This window comes from Pseudomonas sp. 9.2(2024), assembly GCF_039695385.1.
Taxonomy (GTDB): Bacteria; Pseudomonadota; Gammaproteobacteria; order Pseudomonadales; family Pseudomonadaceae; genus Aquipseudomonas; species Aquipseudomonas paraglycinae.
Map to the genome: position 1 here is coordinate 91,594 of NZ_CP155585.1, position 18,133 is coordinate 109,726.

General features: G+C 61.3%; 16 protein-coding genes. 7 read left to right on the forward strand and 9 right to left on the reverse strand.

The features are described 5' to 3' along the window. Positions 1-164 precede the first annotated feature (164 nt). On the forward strand, positions 165-716 hold the full coding sequence (locus tag ABFB52_RS00450; protein WP_129972437.1) for a chorismate lyase: 552 nt from the start codon (positions 165-167) through the stop codon (positions 714-716). Then, positions 716-1,606 carry a 4-hydroxybenzoate octaprenyltransferase gene (gene ubiA / locus ABFB52_RS00455; protein WP_085747942.1) on the forward strand — a complete coding sequence of 297 codons (891 nt, stop codon included), beginning with the start codon at positions 716-718 and terminating at the stop codon, positions 1,604-1,606. The genes ABFB52_RS00450 and ubiA overlap by 1 nt, the downstream gene beginning before the upstream one ends. 63 nt (positions 1,607-1,669) lie before the next feature. Here ubiA and ABFB52_RS00460 read toward each other — a convergent pair whose 3' ends face one another. Then, positions 1,670-2,053 carry a hypothetical protein gene (locus tag ABFB52_RS00460; RefSeq protein WP_007954346.1) on the reverse strand — a complete coding sequence of 128 codons (384 nt, stop codon included), beginning with the start codon at positions 2,051-2,053 and terminating at the stop codon, positions 1,670-1,672. A 151-nt stretch (positions 2,054-2,204) separates the two neighbouring features. On the opposite strand from ABFB52_RS00460, the gene phoB reads away from it, so the two are divergent. The 3 genes from phoB (at position 2,205) to ABFB52_RS00475 (ending at position 5,707) form a co-directional block, all read left to right on the forward strand. Next, a complete protein-coding gene (gene phoB / locus ABFB52_RS00465; protein WP_003229608.1) occupies positions 2,205-2,894 on the forward strand; it encodes a phosphate regulon transcriptional regulator PhoB in 690 nt (229 codons plus the stop codon). Positions 2,895-2,968: 74 nt separating this feature from the next. Continuing rightward, complete coding sequence (gene phoR, locus ABFB52_RS00470; protein WP_236190588.1) at positions 2,969-4,255, forward strand: phosphate regulon sensor histidine kinase PhoR; 1,287 nt, start codon at positions 2,969-2,971, stop codon at positions 4,253-4,255. A 111-nt stretch (positions 4,256-4,366) separates the two neighbouring features. Next, positions 4,367-5,707: a hemolysin family protein gene (locus tag ABFB52_RS00475; RefSeq protein ID WP_007954342.1), complete on the forward strand. Its 1,341-nt coding sequence runs from the start codon at positions 4,367-4,369 to the stop codon at positions 5,705-5,707. A 6-nt stretch (positions 5,708-5,713) separates the two neighbouring features. Here ABFB52_RS00475 and ABFB52_RS00480 read toward each other — a convergent pair whose 3' ends face one another. From ABFB52_RS00480 to ABFB52_RS00515, 8 genes are all read right to left on the reverse strand, one after another. Beyond that, on the reverse strand, positions 5,714-6,610 hold the full coding sequence (locus ABFB52_RS00480; RefSeq protein ID WP_085747943.1) for a M23 family metallopeptidase: 897 nt from the start codon (positions 6,608-6,610) through the stop codon (positions 5,714-5,716). A 140-nt stretch (positions 6,611-6,750) separates the two neighbouring features. Further along, a complete protein-coding gene (locus tag ABFB52_RS00485) occupies positions 6,751-7,707 on the reverse strand; it encodes a response regulator (RefSeq protein ID WP_064379783.1) in 957 nt (318 codons plus the stop codon). Positions 7,708-7,884: 177 nt separating this feature from the next. Then, positions 7,885-8,646, reverse strand: a complete 762-nt coding sequence (gene phoU / locus ABFB52_RS00490; protein ID WP_007954334.1) for a phosphate signaling complex protein PhoU — start codon at positions 8,644-8,646, stop codon at positions 7,885-7,887. Between the two features lie 124 nt (positions 8,647-8,770). Next, positions 8,771-9,604, reverse strand: coding sequence for a phosphate ABC transporter ATP-binding protein PstB (pstB, locus tag ABFB52_RS00495; protein WP_007954333.1), 834 nt, complete (start codon positions 9,602-9,604; stop codon positions 8,771-8,773). A gap of 100 nt (positions 9,605-9,704) precedes the next feature. Continuing rightward, positions 9,705-11,375: a phosphate ABC transporter permease PstA gene (pstA, locus tag ABFB52_RS00500; protein ID WP_129972439.1), complete on the reverse strand. Its 1,671-nt coding sequence runs from the start codon at positions 11,373-11,375 to the stop codon at positions 9,705-9,707. Positions 11,376-11,391: 16 nt separating this feature from the next. Further along, positions 11,392-13,425, reverse strand: coding sequence for an ABC transporter permease subunit (locus tag ABFB52_RS00505; RefSeq protein ID WP_170844920.1), 2,034 nt, complete (start codon positions 13,423-13,425; stop codon positions 11,392-11,394). Positions 13,426-13,849: 424 nt separating this feature from the next. Beyond that, positions 13,850-14,851 (reverse strand): phosphate ABC transporter substrate-binding protein PstS, encoded by a 1,002-nt coding sequence (locus ABFB52_RS00510; protein WP_007954316.1) that lies wholly within the window; start codon positions 14,849-14,851, stop codon positions 13,850-13,852. 238 nt (positions 14,852-15,089) lie between these two features. Continuing rightward, complete coding sequence (locus ABFB52_RS00515; RefSeq protein WP_085747947.1) at positions 15,090-16,388, reverse strand: MFS transporter; 1,299 nt, start codon at positions 16,386-16,388, stop codon at positions 15,090-15,092. Between the two features lie 378 nt (positions 16,389-16,766). Here ABFB52_RS00515 and ABFB52_RS00520 point away from each other — a divergent pair, with 378 nt between their 5' ends. Together ABFB52_RS00520 and ABFB52_RS00525 are read left to right on the forward strand one after the other, a co-directional pair. Further along, complete coding sequence (locus ABFB52_RS00520) at positions 16,767-17,171, forward strand: acyl-CoA thioesterase (protein ID WP_003229628.1); 405 nt, start codon at positions 16,767-16,769, stop codon at positions 17,169-17,171. Between the two features lie 57 nt (positions 17,172-17,228). Then, on the forward strand, positions 17,229-18,128 hold the full coding sequence (locus ABFB52_RS00525) for a D-hexose-6-phosphate mutarotase (RefSeq protein WP_085747948.1): 900 nt from the start codon (positions 17,229-17,231) through the stop codon (positions 18,126-18,128). Positions 18,129-18,133 lie beyond the last annotated feature (5 nt).

Consider the following 18,133-nt stretch of genomic DNA (forward strand, 5'->3'; position numbering starts at 1 on the left):
GCGGACGGTCGATGGTGCAGCGCTGCCGTCCGGCTCAGGGCGTTTTGTACTGATCGTGCCGGGCAGATGCAAGCCTGTTCGGCGCAGCGGCGACCCGGATCAATCAAACTCGCGGTGCAGCATGGTAAGCTCGCCGCCTCATTTGCTGCCAATAATGACTCATTGTGCAACACACAAACGCTCCGCTGTGGCGCCCGCAAAGCGAACTGACACCCCTCCCCGACACATCCACGCTCGACTGGCTGTTCGACGAAGGCTCCCTGACCCGCCGGCTGACGCGCCTGTCCGATGACGGCTTCAGCGTGACGCCGCTGTTCGAAGGCTGGCAGACCCTGCGCGACGACGAATGCGCCGCGCTGGATCTGGCCGAAGGCAGCGAAGGCTGGGTGCGTGAGGTGTATCTGCGCGGGCATGGCCAGGCCTGGGTGTTCGCCCGCAGCGTGGCGTCGCGCAGTGCCTTGCAGGGCGACGGCTTGCACATGGATGAACTGGGCAGCCGCTCGCTGGGCGAACTGCTGTTCTGCGATCACGCGTTCCAGCGGCGCGCCATTGAAGTCTGTCATTACCCTGAGCACTGGCTGCCCGAAGGTTCCCGGGCTGCCGGCCTGTGGGGACGGCGTTCGCGTTTCGACCGTGGGGCATTGAGCGTACTGGTGGCGGAGATTTTCCTGCCTGCGCTGTGGAAAGCCGTCCGCGCCCGTCCGGAGAACTGCTGATGTACCAAAGCCTGCTCAAATCCCTGAATCGCTTGAACCCGCGCGCCTGGGACTTCATCCAGCTGACCCGGATGGACAAGCCGATCGGCATTTACCTGCTGCTGTGGCCGACGCTCTGGGCCCTGTGGATTGCCGGCAAAGGCTCGCCATCCCTGGCCAATATCGTGATTTTCGTCCTCGGCGTGGTGCTGACCCGTGCCGGCGGCTGCGTGATCAACGACTGGGCCGACCGCAAGGTCGACGGCCACGTCAAACGCACCGCGCAGCGGCCTATTGCTGCCGGCAAGATCAGCTCGAAAGAGGCGCTGGTGTTCTTCGCGCTGCTGATGGGCGTGAGTTTCCTGCTGGTGCTGTGCACCAACGCCGCGACGATCTGGCTGTCGCTGGGTGGTCTCGCGTTGGCGTTCACTTATCCGTTCATGAAGCGCTACACCTACTACCCGCAAGTGGTGCTGGGCGCGGCGTTTTCCTGGGGCATGCCGATGGCGTTCACCGCCGAAACCGGTGAGCTGCCGGCAACGGCCTGGCTGCTGTGGATCGCCAACCTGTTGTGGACTGTGGGTTACGACACTTATTACGCGATGACCGACCGCGACGATGACCTGAAGATCGGCGTGAAATCCACGGCGATCCTGTTCGGCGATGCCGACCGGGTGATCATCCTGACCTTGCAGGTACTGTCGCTGGGCTGTCTGCTGCTGGCGGGGTCGAAATTCGAGCTGGGGATCTGGTTCCACCTCGGCCTGCTGGTGGCGGCCGGGTGCTATGCCTGGGAATTCTGGTACACCCGCGACCGGGACCGGATGCGCTGCTTCAAGGCGTTTTTGCACAACCACTGGGCCGGGCTGGCGATTTTTGTCGGGATCGTGCTGGATTACGCGTTGCGCTGATCTCAAGGAATCGCGGCCCGAGGCTATGCCTGCGGGCCGCGATCCTGCTTCACTGCCGGTGACTTACTTGTGCTCGTGAACCACGTGCCACACGTCCTTCATCTTGTCGCCGGTCATATCGCCCGGCTTGGCATCTTTCACGAAGGTGTACAGCGGTTTGCCGTCGTAGGCGTACTGCATCATGCCGTCATCACGTTTGATGACCGTCCATTTACCTTCAGCCTTGGCATCCGCCGGCGCCATCAACGGCGGCCAGTTCTTGGCGCAATCGCCGTTGCACATCGACTTGCCGCCACTGTCCTTGTCGAACGTGTAAAGCGTCATGCCCTTGTGGTCGACCATCATTCCGTCTTTCATCATGGCCGGCTCGGCCGCCATCGCCAGTCCAGGCAGAGTCAGGGCGGCAGCCATCAGCAAAGCCTTAAAGGAAGCAGTCATTTGAGTCATGGAAACCTTCTCTTGTGGTTGTCAGGATTCGGACTTAGAGCTTAGTTCAGGATTCGCACAATCGCCGCCGGACTAAAATACTGTCACACGACTGCAATAATTCCGTTATCTAATGCGGCGCAAGACAGTTAAATGACAAGAGGATTAAGGCATGGTTGGCAGGAGCATTCTGATCGTCGACGACGAAGCGCCCATTCGCGAAATGATCGCCGTTGCGTTGGAAATGGCCGGCTATGACTGCCTCGAGGCAGAGAACTCGCAGCAGGCCCACGCCATCATCGTCGACCGCAAACCGGACCTGATCCTGCTCGACTGGATGCTGCCCGGCACCTCCGGCATCGAGCTGGCCCGCCGCCTCAAGCGTGACGAGCTGACCGGGGACATCCCGATCATCATGCTCACTGCCAAGGGCGAAGAGGACAACAAGATCCAGGGCCTGGAAGTCGGCGCCGACGACTACATCACCAAACCGTTTTCCCCACGCGAACTGGTGGCACGCCTCAAGGCTGTGCTGCGTCGCGCCGGCCCGACCGATGGCGAAGCGCCGATCGAAGTCGGCGGCCTGCTCCTTGACCCGATCAGCCACCGCGTGACCATCGATGGCCGTCCGGCAGAGATGGGCCCGACCGAATACCGTCTGCTGCAATTTTTCATGACCCACCAGGAACGCGCCTACACCCGTGGCCAGTTGCTGGACCAGGTCTGGGGCGGCAACGTCTATGTTGAAGAGCGCACCGTCGACGTGCACATCCGGCGCCTGCGCAAGGCCCTCGGCGACGCCTACGAAAATCTGGTACAAACCGTGCGCGGCACCGGCTACCGGTTCTCCACCAAAGCCTGAGCCGAGCGCCAGCCCCGTAGACAAGGACCGCATTTTCCGTGAACCAAAACTGGCATGGCACCCTGATTCGCCACATGCTGTTGCTGGTCACCGGCTGCCTGGTGATCGGCCTGATCACCGGCTACTACGGCTGGAGTCTGGCGGCGGGACTGGGCCTGTACCTGGCCTGGACGCTCAAGCAACTGCTGCGTCTGCACGAATGGCTGCGCCTGCACCAACCCGATGAAGCACCGCCCGACGGCTATGGCCTGTGGGGCGAGGTGTTCGACAGCATCTACCACCTGCAACGCCGCGACCAACGGGTACGCGGACGCCTGCAAGCGGTGATCGACCGCGTTCAGGAGTCCACCGCCGCGCTGAAAGACGCGGTGATCATGCTCGACAGCGACGGCAACCTGGAATGGTGGAACCGCGCCGCCGAAACCCTGCTCGGCCTCAAGACGCCACAGGACAGCGGCCAACCGGTAACCAACCTGGTCCGTCATCCGCGCTTCAAGGAATACTTCGAGCAGGAAAGCTACGCCGAACCGCTGGAAATCCCCTCGCCGACCAACGATCGCGTACGCATCCAGCTGTACCTCACGCGCTACGGCAACAACGAACACCTGATGCTGGTGCGCGACGTCACGCGTATCCATCAGCTGGAACAGATGCGCAAAGACTTCATCGCCAACGTCTCCCATGAGCTGCGCACCCCGCTGACGGTGATCTGCGGCTACCTGGAAACCCTGCTCGACAACGTCGAGGAAGTGAACCCGCGCTGGAGCCGTGCCCTGCAGCAGATGCAGCAACAGGGCGGACGCATGCAGACCCTGCTCAACGACTTGCTGTTGCTGGCCAAGCTGGAAGCCACCGATTACCCGTCGGACAACCAGCCGGTGCACATCGACACACTGTTGCAGTCGATCAAGAGCGACGCGCAGCAGTTGTCCGGCTCAAAGAATCAGCTCATCACCCTGGAAGCCGACACCAGCATTCTGCTCAAGGGCAGCGAGGCGGAACTGCGCAGTGCGTTTTCCAACCTGGTGTTCAACGCCGTCAAATACACCCCTGCCGAGGGCAACATCCGCATCCGCTGGTGGGGCGACGATCAAGGCGCGCACCTCAGCGTGCAGGATTCCGGGATCGGCATCGACAGCAAACACCTGCCGCGCCTGACCGAACGTTTCTACCGCGTCGACTCCAGCCGCAACTCCAACACCGGCGGCACGGGCCTGGGTCTGGCCATCGTCAAACACGTACTGCTGCGCCATCGCGCACGTATGGAGATCAGCAGCGTGCCCGGTCATGGCAGCACCTTCACCTGCCATTTCGCCCCGGCCCAGGTCGCCCAGGCACGGGTCATCAGCGCCGCTGAGTAATGCCGGACTAGGCAATCGCCAGGTCAGCCGCTACATTGGCTGACTTGCGCCTGCCTTTCAGGTGCGGATTTTTCTTTCTTTCGAATCACACGGAACCCGCAAAACTCCATCATGGACCCTTCCCCTGGCTTGTCCCTCGCAACCATATTCGCCGATTTCGGCATGATTCTTTTCGCTCTGATCCTGGTTTTGCTCAACGGCTTCTTCGTTGCGGCGGAATTCGCCATGGTCAAACTGCGCTCGACCCGGGTCGAAGCCATCGCTGAGCAGCACGGCTGGCGCGGGCACATCCTGCGCACGGTACACAGTCAGCTCGATGCGTACCTCTCGGCGTGCCAGCTCGGTATCACCCTCGCCTCCCTGGGCCTGGGCTGGGTCGGCGAGCCGGCGTTCGCGCATATTCTCGAACCGCTGCTGAGCGCGGTTGGCGTGCAATCGGCCGAAGTCGTCAAAGGCATCTCGTTCTTCACTGCGTTCTTCATCATTTCGTACCTGCACATCGTGGTCGGCGAGCTCGCACCCAAATCCTGGGCGATCCGCAAACCCGAGCTGCTGTCGCTGTGGACGGCGGTGCCGCTGTACCTGTTCTACTGGGCCATGTACCCGGCGATCTACCTGCTCAACGCCAGCGCCAACACCATCCTGCGCATCGCAGGTCAAGGTGAACCCGGTCCGCATCACGAGCACCATTACAGCCGTGAAGAACTGAAACTGATCCTGCACTCCAGCCGTGGTCAGGACCCGAGCGACCAGGGCATGCGCGTGCTGGCCTCGGCGGTGGAAATGGGCGAGCTGGAAGTAGTCGACTGGGCCAACTCCCGGGAAGACCTGATCACCCTCGAATTCAACGCCCCGCTGAAAGAGATCCTGGCGATGTTCCGTCGCCACAAGTTCAGCCGTTATCCGGTGTACGACAGCGAGCGCAAAGAATTCGTCGGCCTGCTGCATATCAAAGACCTGCTGCTGGAACTGGCGGCGCTGGATCACATTCCCGAGTCGTTCAACCTCGCCGAACTGACCCGCCCGCTGGAGCGCGTTTCCCGGCACATGCCGCTGTCGCAGCTGCTGGAGCAGTTCCGCAAGGGCGGCTCGCACTTCGCTGTGGTTGAAGAAGCCGACGGCAACATCATCGGCTACCTGACCATGGAAGACGTGCTGGAAGTGCTGGTCGGCGATATCCAGGACGAACACCGCAAGGCCGAGCGCGGCATCCTCGCCTACCAGCCGGGCAAACTGTTGGTACGGGGCGATACGCCGTTGTTCAAGGTCGAGCGCCTGCTAGGGATCGACCTCGATCACATCGAAGCCGAAACCCTCGCCGGGCTGATCTACGAAACCCTGAAACGGGTGCCGGAAGAGGAAGAAGTGCTTGAAGTCGAAGGCCTGCGGATCATCATCAAGAAGATGAAAGGTCCGAAGATCATTCTGGCCAAGGTGCTGATGCTCGACTGACGGGGTTTACTGCTTGCCCAACGCAAAGTTGGGCAACGCCCCCAGCGGCTGGTTGAACTGATACGGAATCGACACCAGCCCCATCCCGGTATTGCGCTGCACCACAAAGTGCAGGTGCGGGCCGCTGCTGTTGCCGGTGTTGCCGGACAGCGCCAGCGGACTGCCCACCGTCACCCGCTGCCCCTCACGCACACTCACCGACCCTTGCTTGAGATGCAGGTACACGCCCATCGTGCCGTCGTCGTGCAGGATCCGCACGAAATTGCCGGACGGATCGGTGCCGCGCCCGTTCTGGGAATTTTCGGTCTTCACCACCACACCGGCGCGCGCCGCAATGATCGGCGTGCCGACCGGCATGGCGATGTCCATCGCGTATTTGTTCTTCGGCCCGAAGTGGCTGTAATCGCCATTGGCGCCCTGGCTGAGACGGAACGGACCGCCTCGCCACGGAAACGGATAGCGATAGCCCTGAGCCGCGCCAGCAGGGTCACCGAGGGAATACTGGAACATCGGCGTATACACCAGCGGCTTGCCACCGGACACCGCCGTCAGCAACGCCAGCCGCGTATTGCTGCGCGCCGGCAGTACCCGGCGGATCGTTTGCGCCGGTGCGCCACGCACGTTGCTCATCCCGGTAAACGCCAGTGCAACCTCGACTGGCGCGTACAGGTCGTTGCGCACGAACACCACGTCCGCGCCCTTCTGCTTCTTGATGTCGAGATAGACCTGGCGCTCGAGGCGCTCGACCATCCGGTCCTGAAACACGAACACCTGGGAGCCTTTGCTCGGACGGTCGCTGTACGAAACCACTCCGTTGGCATCGGTGGATTTGTAGATCGTCATGGCCACAGTCGAGGTGGAGGCCATGAACAGACCACAGAAAAACAGCAGGCGCAGGGGCATGGGCAAAAGTTCTGTCGAGTAAGGCCTGGGAATGAGCCTAGCAGCTGAAGCAGACCAGGCTAGTCGACAGATGTTTCAAAATGGCGTGAATGATCGTCCCCACGCTTTGCGTGGGAACGATCAATGTCAGGCGACGAAGATTATGCGCCCGGAACGAAGTGCTTCTGCGCCGTACCGCGAGCAATCAGGCGGGAGATGTAGTCGAGCTTCTGCGCGTCCTGGTCGACGAAGCGGAAGGTCAGTTGCAGCCAGTCGCTGTCGGGTTTCGGCTCGTGTGCGACGACGGCGTGCAGGTAGCCGTTGAGGCGGGCGATTTCGGCGTTGTCGCCCTGCTCCAGATCGAGCACGGCGCTATCGAGGATCTGCGGCAGGGTGTCGGTGCGTTTCACCACCAGCAGCGCTTCCTTGATGCTCAGGGCCTTGATCACGCATTGCTGGGTGCCGCTTGGCAGGCGCAGTTGACCCTGACCGCGACCGCCGGCCGGAGCGCTGGAGGCTGCCGGGGCTTTCACGGGCGGGCTGTTGAGCAGGCCACGCTGTGGCGCGGCGGCAGGTGCCGGGGCCGCAGCGGCAGGCTTGGCAAACGGATTCACTGCCGCAGCCGTCGGTGCGGAACCAACCACGGCAGCCTTGCCGCCGGTCAACGCGCTCAGAGAGTCGTTGCCGAACGCCGAGTTCATCTTGGTCGGGGCGCTGTTCATCAGGGTGTCGAGCTTGCCGACCTTGTTCAGGGCCTGCTTGACCTTGGTCAGCAGTTGCTCGTTGGTGAACGGCTTGCTGACGTAACCGGTAACACCGGCCTGGATCGCCTGCACGACGTTTTCCTTGTCGCCCCGGCTGGTGACCATGATGAACGGCATGGTCTTGAGGTTGTCCTGCTCACGGCACCAGGTCAGCAGTTCGAGGCCGGACATTTCCGGCATTTCCCAGTCGCACAGCACCAGGTCGAAGGCTTCCTTGGCCAGCATGGCCTGGGCCTTCTTGCCGTTGATGGCGTCCTCGGTGCGGATCCCCGGGAAGTAATTACGCAGGCACTTTTTCACCAGGTCACGAATGAACGATGCATCGTCCACGACCAACACACTGATCTTGCTCATCCAACACCCCTATTAAAATCCCGGCAAGCATAACGCTGGCTGATGGCACATTGCCAAAACTCTTCAGTCACGCCGGGACTTTTCGTTCGCGGGTGCTGCTTTTTAATTCGGTTCTGCCCATGAAAAGCAGAAACAAAAACGCCCGGCCAAAGGGCCGGGCGCTTTTCTCAGGCAATCTTACTTATCGTCAGCATCGCCCGGAACATTAGCGGTTTCGCCACTTGTCCCTTCAACTTCTTCCTTCATGCGCTTGAGACCCATGTGGCGCACATCGGTGCCGCGCACCAGGTAAATCACAAGCTCCGAGATGTTGCGCGCGTGGTCGCCGATCCGCTCCAGCGAACGCAGCACCCAGATAATGCTCAAGACCCGCGAGATAGAGCGCGGGTCTTCCATCATGTAGGTCGCCAGCTCGCGCAGGGCGGTCTTGTATTCGCGGTCGATGATCTTGTCGTACTGCGCCACCGACAGCGCCAGATCGGCGTCGAAACGGGCAAAGGCGTCCAGCGCATCGCGGACCATGTTGCGCACCTGGTCGCCGATGTGACGCACTTCGACGTAACCGCGCGGCGCTTCGCCTTCTTCGCACAACTGGATCGCACGACGGGCGATCTTGGTCGCTTCGTCGCCGATGCGCTCCAGGTCGATCACCGACTTGGAGATGCTGATGATCAGACGCAGGTCGGAAGCCGCCGGCTGACGACGGGCCAGAATGCGCAGGCATTCTTCGTCGATGTTGCGTTCCATCTGGTTGATCTGGTCGTCGATCTCGCGCACTTGCTGGGCCAGGCCCGAGTCGGCCTCGATCAGCGCGGTGACCGCGTCGTTGACCTGCTTCTCGACCAGCCCGCCCATGGCCAGCAGGTGGCTGCGCACTTCTTCCAGTTCGGCGTTGAACTGCGCGGAAATGTGATGAGTGAGGCCTTCTTTGGAAATCATGCGTTCGCTCCGAAAAAGCGTTTAACCAAGAGCTGCAAGCTACGAGCTGCAAGCTGTTATGTGGTGTTCCCTGCCGCATCGCTTCTAACTTGCCGCTTGAAGCTTGCCGCTTGCAGCTGTACGGCTAGCCGTATCGCCCTGTGATGTAGTCTTCGGTCTGCTTCTTGGCCGGATTGGTGAACAGGGTATCGGTGTCGCCGAATTCCACCAGTTTGCCCATGTACATGAACGCCGTGTAGTCGGACACCCGCGCCGCCTGCTGCATGTTGTGGGTCACGATGACGATGGTGAACTTGGATTTGAGCTCGTAGATCAGCTCTTCGACCTTCAGGGTCGAGATCGGGTCGAGGGCCGAGCACGGTTCGTCGAGCAGCAGCACTTCCGGTTCCACGGCGATGGTACGGGCGATCACCAGACGCTGTTGCTGACCACCGGACAAGCCGAGTGCCGAGTCATGCAGACGGTCTTTGACTTCGTCCCAAAGTGCCGCGCCTTTCAGTGCCCACTCGACGGCTTCGTCGAGGATGCGTTTCTTGTTGATGCCCTGGATGCGCAGGCCGTAGACCACGTTCTCGTAGATGGTTTTCGGGAACGGGTTAGGCTTCTGGAACACCATGCCGACCCGGCGACGCAGCTCGGCCACGTCTTCGCCCTTGCGGTAGATATTGTTGCCATACAGGTTGATCGCGCCTTCGACGCGGCAGCCGTCCACCAGGTCGTTCATGCGGTTGAAGGTGCGCAGCAGCGTGGACTTGCCGCAGCCGGACGGGCCGATGAAGGCGGTCACACGCTGTTTCGGAATGTTCATGCTGACATCGAACAGCGCCTGTTTCTCGCCGTAGTAAAGGCTCAGGCCCGGCACTTCGATGGCCACGGTTTCCTGCTCGAGGTTCAGGCTCTGCTTGTCGCGGCCCAGGGCAGACATGTTGATGCCGTGGGTATGTGTTTCGTGCTGCATGGGTCTCACTCCGTTCGTAGCTGCAAGCTTCTAGCTGCAAGCTGCAAGTTTGAGCAAAAGCGGCTTGTAGCTTGTAGCTTGCCGCTTGTGGCTAATGGCTTTAGCTGTCTAGAGCTTTGTACTTCTCGCGCAGGTGGTTACGGATGTACACCGCCGACAGGTTCAGGGTGGCGATCACCAGCACCAGCAGCAGCGCCGTGGCGTATACCAGCGGCCGCGCGGCCTCGACGTTCGGGCTCTGGAAGCCGACGTCGTAGATGTGGAAGCCCAGGTGCATGATCTTCTGATCCAGGTGCAGGTACGGGTAGTTGCCGTCCACCGGCAGCGACGGCGCCAGTTTCACCACACCCACCAGCATCAGCGGCGCCACTTCACCGGCGGCGCGAGCCACGGCGAGGATCATGCCGGTCATCATGGCCGGGCTGGCCATCGGCAGAACGATCTTCCACAGGGTTTCAGCCTTGGTCGCGCCCAGAGCCAGCGAGCCCTCACGCACGGTGCGAGGAATCCGCGCCAGACCTTCTTCGGTGGCCACGATCACCACCGGCACCGCCAGCAGCGCCAGAGTCAACGAAGCCCAGAGCAGACCCGGCGTACCGAAGGTCGGTGCCGGCAGCGCTTCCGGGAAGAACAGACGGTCGAGCGAACCACCCAGCACGTAGACGAAGAAGCCCAGACCAAATACGCCGTAAACAATGGCCGGAACACCCGCCAGGTTGTTCACCGCGATCCGGATCACCCGGGTCAGGGTGTTCTGCTTGGCGTATTCACGCAGGTACACCGCCGCCAGCACGCCGAACGGGGTCACGATCATCGCCATGATCAGGGTCATCATCACGGTGCCGAAGATCGCCGGGAAAATCCCGCCTTCGGTGTTCGCTTCACGCGGGTCGTCGGACAGGAATTCCCAGACCTTGCTGAAGTAGAAACCGATCTTGGTGAACGTACCCATCGCGTTCGGCTGGTAGGCGTGAACCACTTTGCCCAGGCCGATTTCGATTTCCTTGCCGTTCGCATCACGAGCGGTCAAGGCGTCACGGTTGAACTGCGCGTGCAGATCGGCCAGACGGGCTTCGATGTCCTGATAGCGGGCGTTCAGCTCGACGCGCTCGGATTCCATGTCCGCTTGCGCGGTGGCGTCGAGTTTGCCTTCCAGCTCCAGCTTGCGACCGTGCAGACGGATGCGCTCGAGGCCGGCGTTGATCGCACCGATATCGACTTTTTCCAGAGTCTTGAGCTGGGCGGCAAGTTTGTTCACGCGATCGATCCGCGCTTGCAGCTCAGGCCAGGCGGCTTCGCCTTCGGCGATCACCTTGCCGTCCTGTTTGACGTTGACCAGGTAGCCGTAGAAGTTGCCCCACTCACGACGCTCCAGCGCCATCAGTTCCACCGGCGTGGTCTGGTTGGTCAGCCACTCGCCGACGATCCAGGTGAAGTCGTTGCCATTCAGGTCACGGTTGCCGACCTTGATCAGCTCGCGGGTCATGAATTCCGGACCTTCGTCCGGCACCGGCAGGCCGGCGCTCTTCAGACGGGCGCGCGGCACTTCTTCTTTCTGCACCACTTCGCCCACGACCAGATGCTGGCCCTGGCCCGGTACGTCATAGCTGGCGTGGATCAGATCCGCCGGCCAGAAGTGACCCAGACCGCGCACGGCGATCACCGCCAGCAGGCCAATGGTCATGATGACCGCGATGGACACCGCGCCGCCGCTGATCCAGACGCCGGGGGCGCCGCTCTTGAACCATCCTTTCAGGGAGTTCTGTTTCACAGACTTCTACCTTTGCTTAAAGCGACGAGTATTTCTTGCGCAGACGCTGACGAATCAGTTCCGCGAGGGTGTTCATGACGAAGGTGAACAACAGCAGCACCAGCGCCGAGAGGAACAGCACGCGGTAGTGGCTGCCGCCGACTTCCGACTCCGGCATTTCCACCGCGACGTTGGCGGCCAGGGTGCGCAGGCCTTCGAACAGATTCATTTCCATGACCGGAGTGTTGCCGGTGGCCATCAGCACGATCATGGTTTCGCCGACCGCACGGCCCATGCCGATCATCAGCGCCGAGAAGATGCCCGGGCTGGCGGTCAGGATCACTACACGAGTCATGGTCTGCCACGGCGTGGCACCGAGGGCCAGCGAGCCCAGGGTCAGGCCGCGCGGCACGCTGAACACGGCGTCTTCGGCGATCGAGTAGATGTTCGGAATCACCGCAAAGCCCATGGCCAGACCGACCACCAGGGCGTTGCGCTGGTCGTAGGTGATGCCCAGGTCGTGGGAGATCCACATGCGCATGTCACCGCCGAAGAACCAGTTCTCCATGAACGGGCTCATGTACAGCGACAGCCAGCCCACAAACAGAATCACCGGGATCAGCAGCGCACTTTCCCAACCGTCCGGGACTTTCAGGCGGATCGACTCAGGCAGGCGGCTGAAGGTGAAACCGGCGATCAGGATGCCGATCGGCAGCAGCATCAGCAGGCTGAAGATGCCCGGCAGATGCCCTTCCACATACGGTGCGAGGAACAGGCCGGCGAAGAAGCCGAGGATCACCGTCGGCATCGCTTCCATCAGCTCGATCACCGGTTTGACCTTGCGGCGCATGCCCGGGGCCATGAAGTACGCGGTGTAGATCGCCGCGGCGACGGCCAGCGGAGCAGCCAGCAGCATCGCGTAGAACGCGGCTTTCAGGGTGCCGAAGGTCAGTGGCGACAGGCTCAGTTTCGGTTCGAAATCGGTGTTGGCCGCAGTCGATTGCCAGACGTATTTAGGCTCGTCGTAGTTCTCGTACCAGACCTTGCTCCACAGCGCGCTCCACGAGACTTCCGGGTGCGGGTTGTCGAGCAGCAACGGTTGCAGCTTGCCGCCGGCTTCGACGATCACACGGTTGGCGCGCGGCGACAGACCGAACAGGCCCTGACCTTCGACGACTTGATCGACCAGCAAGGTGCGGTGCGCGGTGCTGTGGAACACGCCGAGCTTGCCGCTGGCATCCAGGGCCAGGAAGCCCTTGCGACGTTCTTCGGCAGAAATTTCAACGATCGGCGTGGTGCCCATCTGGAAGGTGCGGATCTGCTTCAGGCGCAGCTCGCCGTCGGTGTCGCGGGCCATGAACCACTGGGCCAGGCCACCCTTGGAGTCACCGACGATCAGCGAGATACCACCGACCAGTTGCGTGGTCGCAGTGACTTCAGCGTCAGCGTTTTCCAGCAGTTTGTAGCGACCGTTGAGGCTCTTGTCGCGCAGGCTGAACACGTCGGCCTGCGCACGCCCGTTGACCACGTACAGCCACTGCTGGCGCGGGTCGACGAAGATGTTTTTCACAGGTTCAGTCATCTGCGGCAGATCGATACGCTTCTGCTCGTTGGTGACTTCGCCGGTCATCATGTTTTCTTCGCTGGTCAGCGACAGCACATTGAGTTGCGAACCGGTGGAGCCGACCAGCATCAGGGTCGAATCGGTGGCATTGAGGCTGACATGCTCCAGCGCACCGCCGCTTTCGTTGAGTGCGATCGGTGTCTCGCCGTACGGGTACTCGATGGCCGGAGTGATGGTCTTCTTGCCATCCGGGTAGCTGACTTTATAAGTGTGACGGAACACCAGCGCCTGACCGTTGGACAGGCCCACGGCCACCAGCGGATGGCCCGGCTGGTCTTCGCCGATGGAGGTCACACTGGCGCCTGCCGGCAAGGGCAGATCGACGCGCTTCAATTCAGCGCCACTGTCGATGTCGAAGAACAGCGCCTGGCCCTTGTCGGAAACGCGCATGGCCACCTGATTCTGCTCTTCGAGCGAAATCATCAGCGGCTTGCCGGCGTCCTGCATCCAGGCCGGGGTGATTGCATCTTTCGCAGTCAGGTCAGCACCTTTGAACAGCGGCGCGACCACGTAGGCGAGGAAGAAGAAGATCAGGGTGATGGCTGCCAGCACCGCCAGACCGCCGACGAGGACGTACCAGCGAGTGAAGCGATCCTTGAGCGCGCGAATGCGGCGCTTGCGTTGCAACTCAGGCGTATTGAAGTCAATGCGCTTGGGAGGGTTCGTAGTCATTTTGGAATTGGCCAGATCATTCATGCGCACACCCTAGCGATCCTGTATGACAGAAAGATGACAATGCAGTGACGCACCAAATCCGCCGCCAGCAGGGCACTGGCAGTGGATAGAAGAATTCGGGGAGTGTGGGGGCCGGGCCGCTTGCGGGCCGGGCCCCACACGTGAGTCAGGCGGGGTTCACCCCTGACTCAGTTTGTTACTTTTTTGCGACTTCAGCGCCGCCTTCCTGCAGACCCAGGTCAGCCAGTGCTTTTGCAGCGACCTTGGCTGGCAGCGGGATGTAGCCGTCTTTCACGACCACTTCCTGGCCCTGTTTCGACAGAACCAGTTTCACGAACTCGGCTTCCAGCGGGGCCAGAGGCTTGTTCGGGGCTTTGTTGACGTACACGTACAGGAAACGCGACAGCGGGTACTTGCCGTTCAGGGCGTTTTCTTCGGTGTCTTCGATGAAGTCAGTGCTGCCCTTCTTCGACAGAGCAACGGTTTTCACGCTGGCGGTCTTGTAGCCGATGCCCGAGTAACCGATGCCGTTCAGCGAGGAGCTGATCGACTGCACGACCGAAGCCGAGCCTGGTTGTTCGTTGACGTTAGGCTTGTAGTCGCCTTTGCACAGGGCTTCTTCTTTGAAGTAGCCGTAGGTGCCGGATACCGAGTTGCGACCGAACAGTTGAACCGGCTTGTTGGCCAGGTCGCCGGTCACGCCCAGGTCACCCCAGGTTTTCACGTCGGTCTTGGCGCCGCACAGACGGGTGGACGAGAAGATCGCGTCAACCTGTTCCATGGTCAGGTGCTGGATCGGGTTGTCCTTGTGAACGAAAACAGCCAGGGCGTCCACGGCAACCGGGATAGCGGTTGGCTTGTAGCCGTATTTCTGTTCGAAGGCAGCCAGTTCGGTGTCCTTCATCTTGCGGCTCATCGGGCCCAGGTTGGAGGTGCCTTCAGTCAGCGCAGGTGGCGCGGTGGCGGAGCCAGCGGCCTGAATCTGGATGTTTACGTTCGGGTATTCTTTTTTGTAGTTCTCAGCCCAGAGGGTCATGAGGTTGGCCAGGGTATCGGAACCGACGCTGGACAGGTTGCCCGACACACCAGTGGTCTTGGTGTAGCTCGGGATAGCAGGGTCAACAGCGGCAACCGCGTTGGCAGTCGCAACGCCAGCAGCGACAAAAGTCATTGCCGCCATCAAACGCTTCAGTTTCATGCCTTACTCCTAGCAGATAGGGTGTGTTAAGTCGGGGCCAAGTATCAGCAGGCCGTGTGAACACTCTATGGCTGAAATATGACAATTGGATGAAAGGCCAGCATGTCGTGACAGATCGTTCCCACGCTCTGCGTGGGAACGCCGCCATGGACGCTCCGCGTCCGCTTCAAGACGTGACGCGGAGCGTCACAGGATGCATTCCCACGCGGGAGCGTGGGAACGATCAGTGTGAGGTGGCTTAGCGACCTTTGCTCCACAACCACGCGCCGACCAGGATCCCCATCCCGCACAGCACCGCCACATAGTAGGCAGGCCCCATCGCGCTTTCTTTCAGCAGCAGGCTGACCACCATCGGCGTCAGGCCACCGAAGATCGCGTAAGCGACGTTATAAGAGAAGGACAGACCGCTGAAGCGCACCACCGGCGGGAACGCTTTCACCATGACATAAGGCACCGCGCCGATGGTGCCGACCAGAAAACCGGTCAGCGCATACAGCGGGAACAGCCAGTTCGGATGATCGGCGAGGCTGTGATAGAAGGTCCAGGAACTGGCCAGCAAACCCAGGCAGCCGAACACGAACACCCGACCGGCACCGAAGCGATCGGCCAGCGCGCCGGAAATGATGCAGCCGAAGCTCAGGAACACGATCGCCAGGCTGTTGGATTGCAGCGCGGTGGTCGGCGAGAAGTGATAGACCGTTTGCAACACGGTCGGCGTCATCAGGATCACCACAACGATACCGGCGGACAGCAGCCAGGTCAGCAGCATCGACACCGCGATTGCACCGCGATGGTCACGCAGCACGGCGCGCAACGGCACCTCTTCGGCCAGCGCCTTGCGCTGTTGCAGTTCGGCGAACACCGGAGTTTCGTGCAGCCAGCGGCGCAGGTAGACCGAGAACAGACCGAAAACGCCACCCAGCAGGAACGGGATTCGCCAGGCGTAATCCGAAACTTCCGTTGGCGTATAAATGCTGTTGATCGCGGTGGCGACCAGCGAACCGAGGAGGATGCCCGCCGTCAGGCCGCTGGTCAGGGTGCCGCAGGCGTAGCCGATGTGCTTGCCGGGTACGTGTTCGGAAACGAAGACCCACGCCCCCGGCACTTCGCCGCCAATCGCCGCGCCCTGAATGACGCGCATCAACAGCAGCAGAATCGGCGCCCACAGGCCGATCTGGGCGTAGGTCGGCAGCAGGCCCATGATCAGGGTCGGCACGGCCATCATGAAAATGCTCAGGGTGAACATCTTCTTGCGCCCCAGCAGGTCGCCGAAGTGCGCCATCACGATCCCGCCCAGCGGCCGCGCGAGGTAGCCGGCGGCGAAGATGCCGAAGGTCTGCATCAGGCGCAGCCACTCGGGCATGTCGGCCGGGAAGAACAATTTGCCGACCACGGTGGCGAAGAACACGAAGATGATGAAATCGTAGAACTCCAGCGCGCCCCCCAGGGCCGAAAGCGACAGAGTCTTGTAGTCATTGCGGGTCAACGGTCGTGCGGGTTGGTCGGGCTGCGCGAGGCTCGAGGGCGCTGTGGTCATGGCAAGGTCTTCTCTTATAGTCGGATCTGCCGCCACAACAACGCTGGCTGTGGCTCGGGCAGGTTCGGCACCATAGCAAATTGTTCGAAAAAGCACATAGAGGCGCGTATTTGCCGGTCGAAATCAGAACCGGACGGTCGTCGCGGAGTCTACCGACCGATATACTCGCAACCTTGCTCCGGTTTGTAAGGGGTTGCTGTGCGAAAACGTCGTTGGCCCGACCCTTGCTCGGGATTAGCCGGTTTCGCAGAGTTTCTCCTTAGGCGCCTGATGGAAAACGTGACGAACGTAGTATGTTCGGTGCTGAATCGTTTTTCCCGAAGACGGCTACCACCAGCAATACCCAACGAAGAGTCACGGGTCAGAGGCACCCCCGGCATGATAGAGCTCGAACAAGAAGATCCGATCCCGCAAGGCGACCTGGCCCTGCAAATCACCGCGCTTCCCCGCGAAACCAACGGCTTCGGCGATATTTTCGGCGGCTGGCTGGTGGCGCAGATGGACCTGGCCGGCACTGCCATGGCCAGTCGTGTTGCCGGCGGCCGTGTTGCGACCGTCGCCATCGATCGCATGGCGTTTCTGGTGCCGGTGGCTGTCGGCGCGCAATTGTCCTTTTACACCCAGACCCTGGAAATCGGCCGCAGCTCGATCCAGATGATGGTCGAGGTATGGAGCGACGATCCGCTGTCCAGCGAGTGGCGTAAAGTGACCGAAGCGGTGTTCGTGTTCGTTGCCATCGATGGCAGCGGCCGCACCCGTTCGGTTCCGCCACGCGCACGTTAAACCTCGCGGCCGTTTCACGGTCGATAGTCGTCCAAGTTGCTGATCGAGAGTTGTCCCATGAACACGCCCAACGTTGAAGCCGTGAAACTGGATGAACTGAACTGCTGGCGCATCCGCCACGGTCAGGCCGAAGTGCTGGTGGCCCAGCAAGGCGCGCACATCCTCAGTTATCAGGTGGACGGCCAGCCGCCGATCATCTGGCTGAACGACAAGGCCATGTTCAAGACCGGCCAGAGCATCCGCGCCGGCGTGCCGGTGTGCTGGCCGTGGTTCGGCAAGTTCGAACGCAACCCGCAGAGCGTGCAGGTGATGCGTGTCAGCGAAGAACCGGCCGCCGCCCACGGGTTTGTCCGGACGATGGATTGGGAGCTGGGCGGTATTGAAACCGAAGGTGAAAGCCTGAAGGTGGAGTTCAAGCTGCCCTACCCTGAAGGCGGTTTTCCGGGCTGGCCGCATCAGGTCGATCTGACCCTGACCCTGCGCCTCGACGATCAACTGCACATCAGCCTGACCAGCCACAACCGTGGTACAGACAGCGTCAGCATCAGCCAGGCATTGCACAGCTATTTCGCCGTCAGCGATGTGCGCAACGTTCGCGTCGAAGGTGTGGATGGCCTCGATTACATCGAGACTCTGGATGACTGGAAAACCCACACCCAGCAAGGCGACCTGCGTTTTGCCGGGGAAACCGACCGTATCTACCTCGACGTTCCGCCGCAACTGAGCATTGTCGATCCGGCCTGGGAACGGCGCATCGTGCTGACCGCTACCGGTTCACGCACGGCGGTGATCTGGAACCCGTGGATCGACCGCGCCGCCGCGCTCAGCGACATGGATAACGACGGCTGGCAGCGCATGCTGTGCATCGAGACGGCGAACGTGATGAGTGATGTGATGACTCTGGCGCCGGATGCCGGTCACACAATGGGTGTCAGTATTGGCAGCGAGCCGCTCTGAAAACA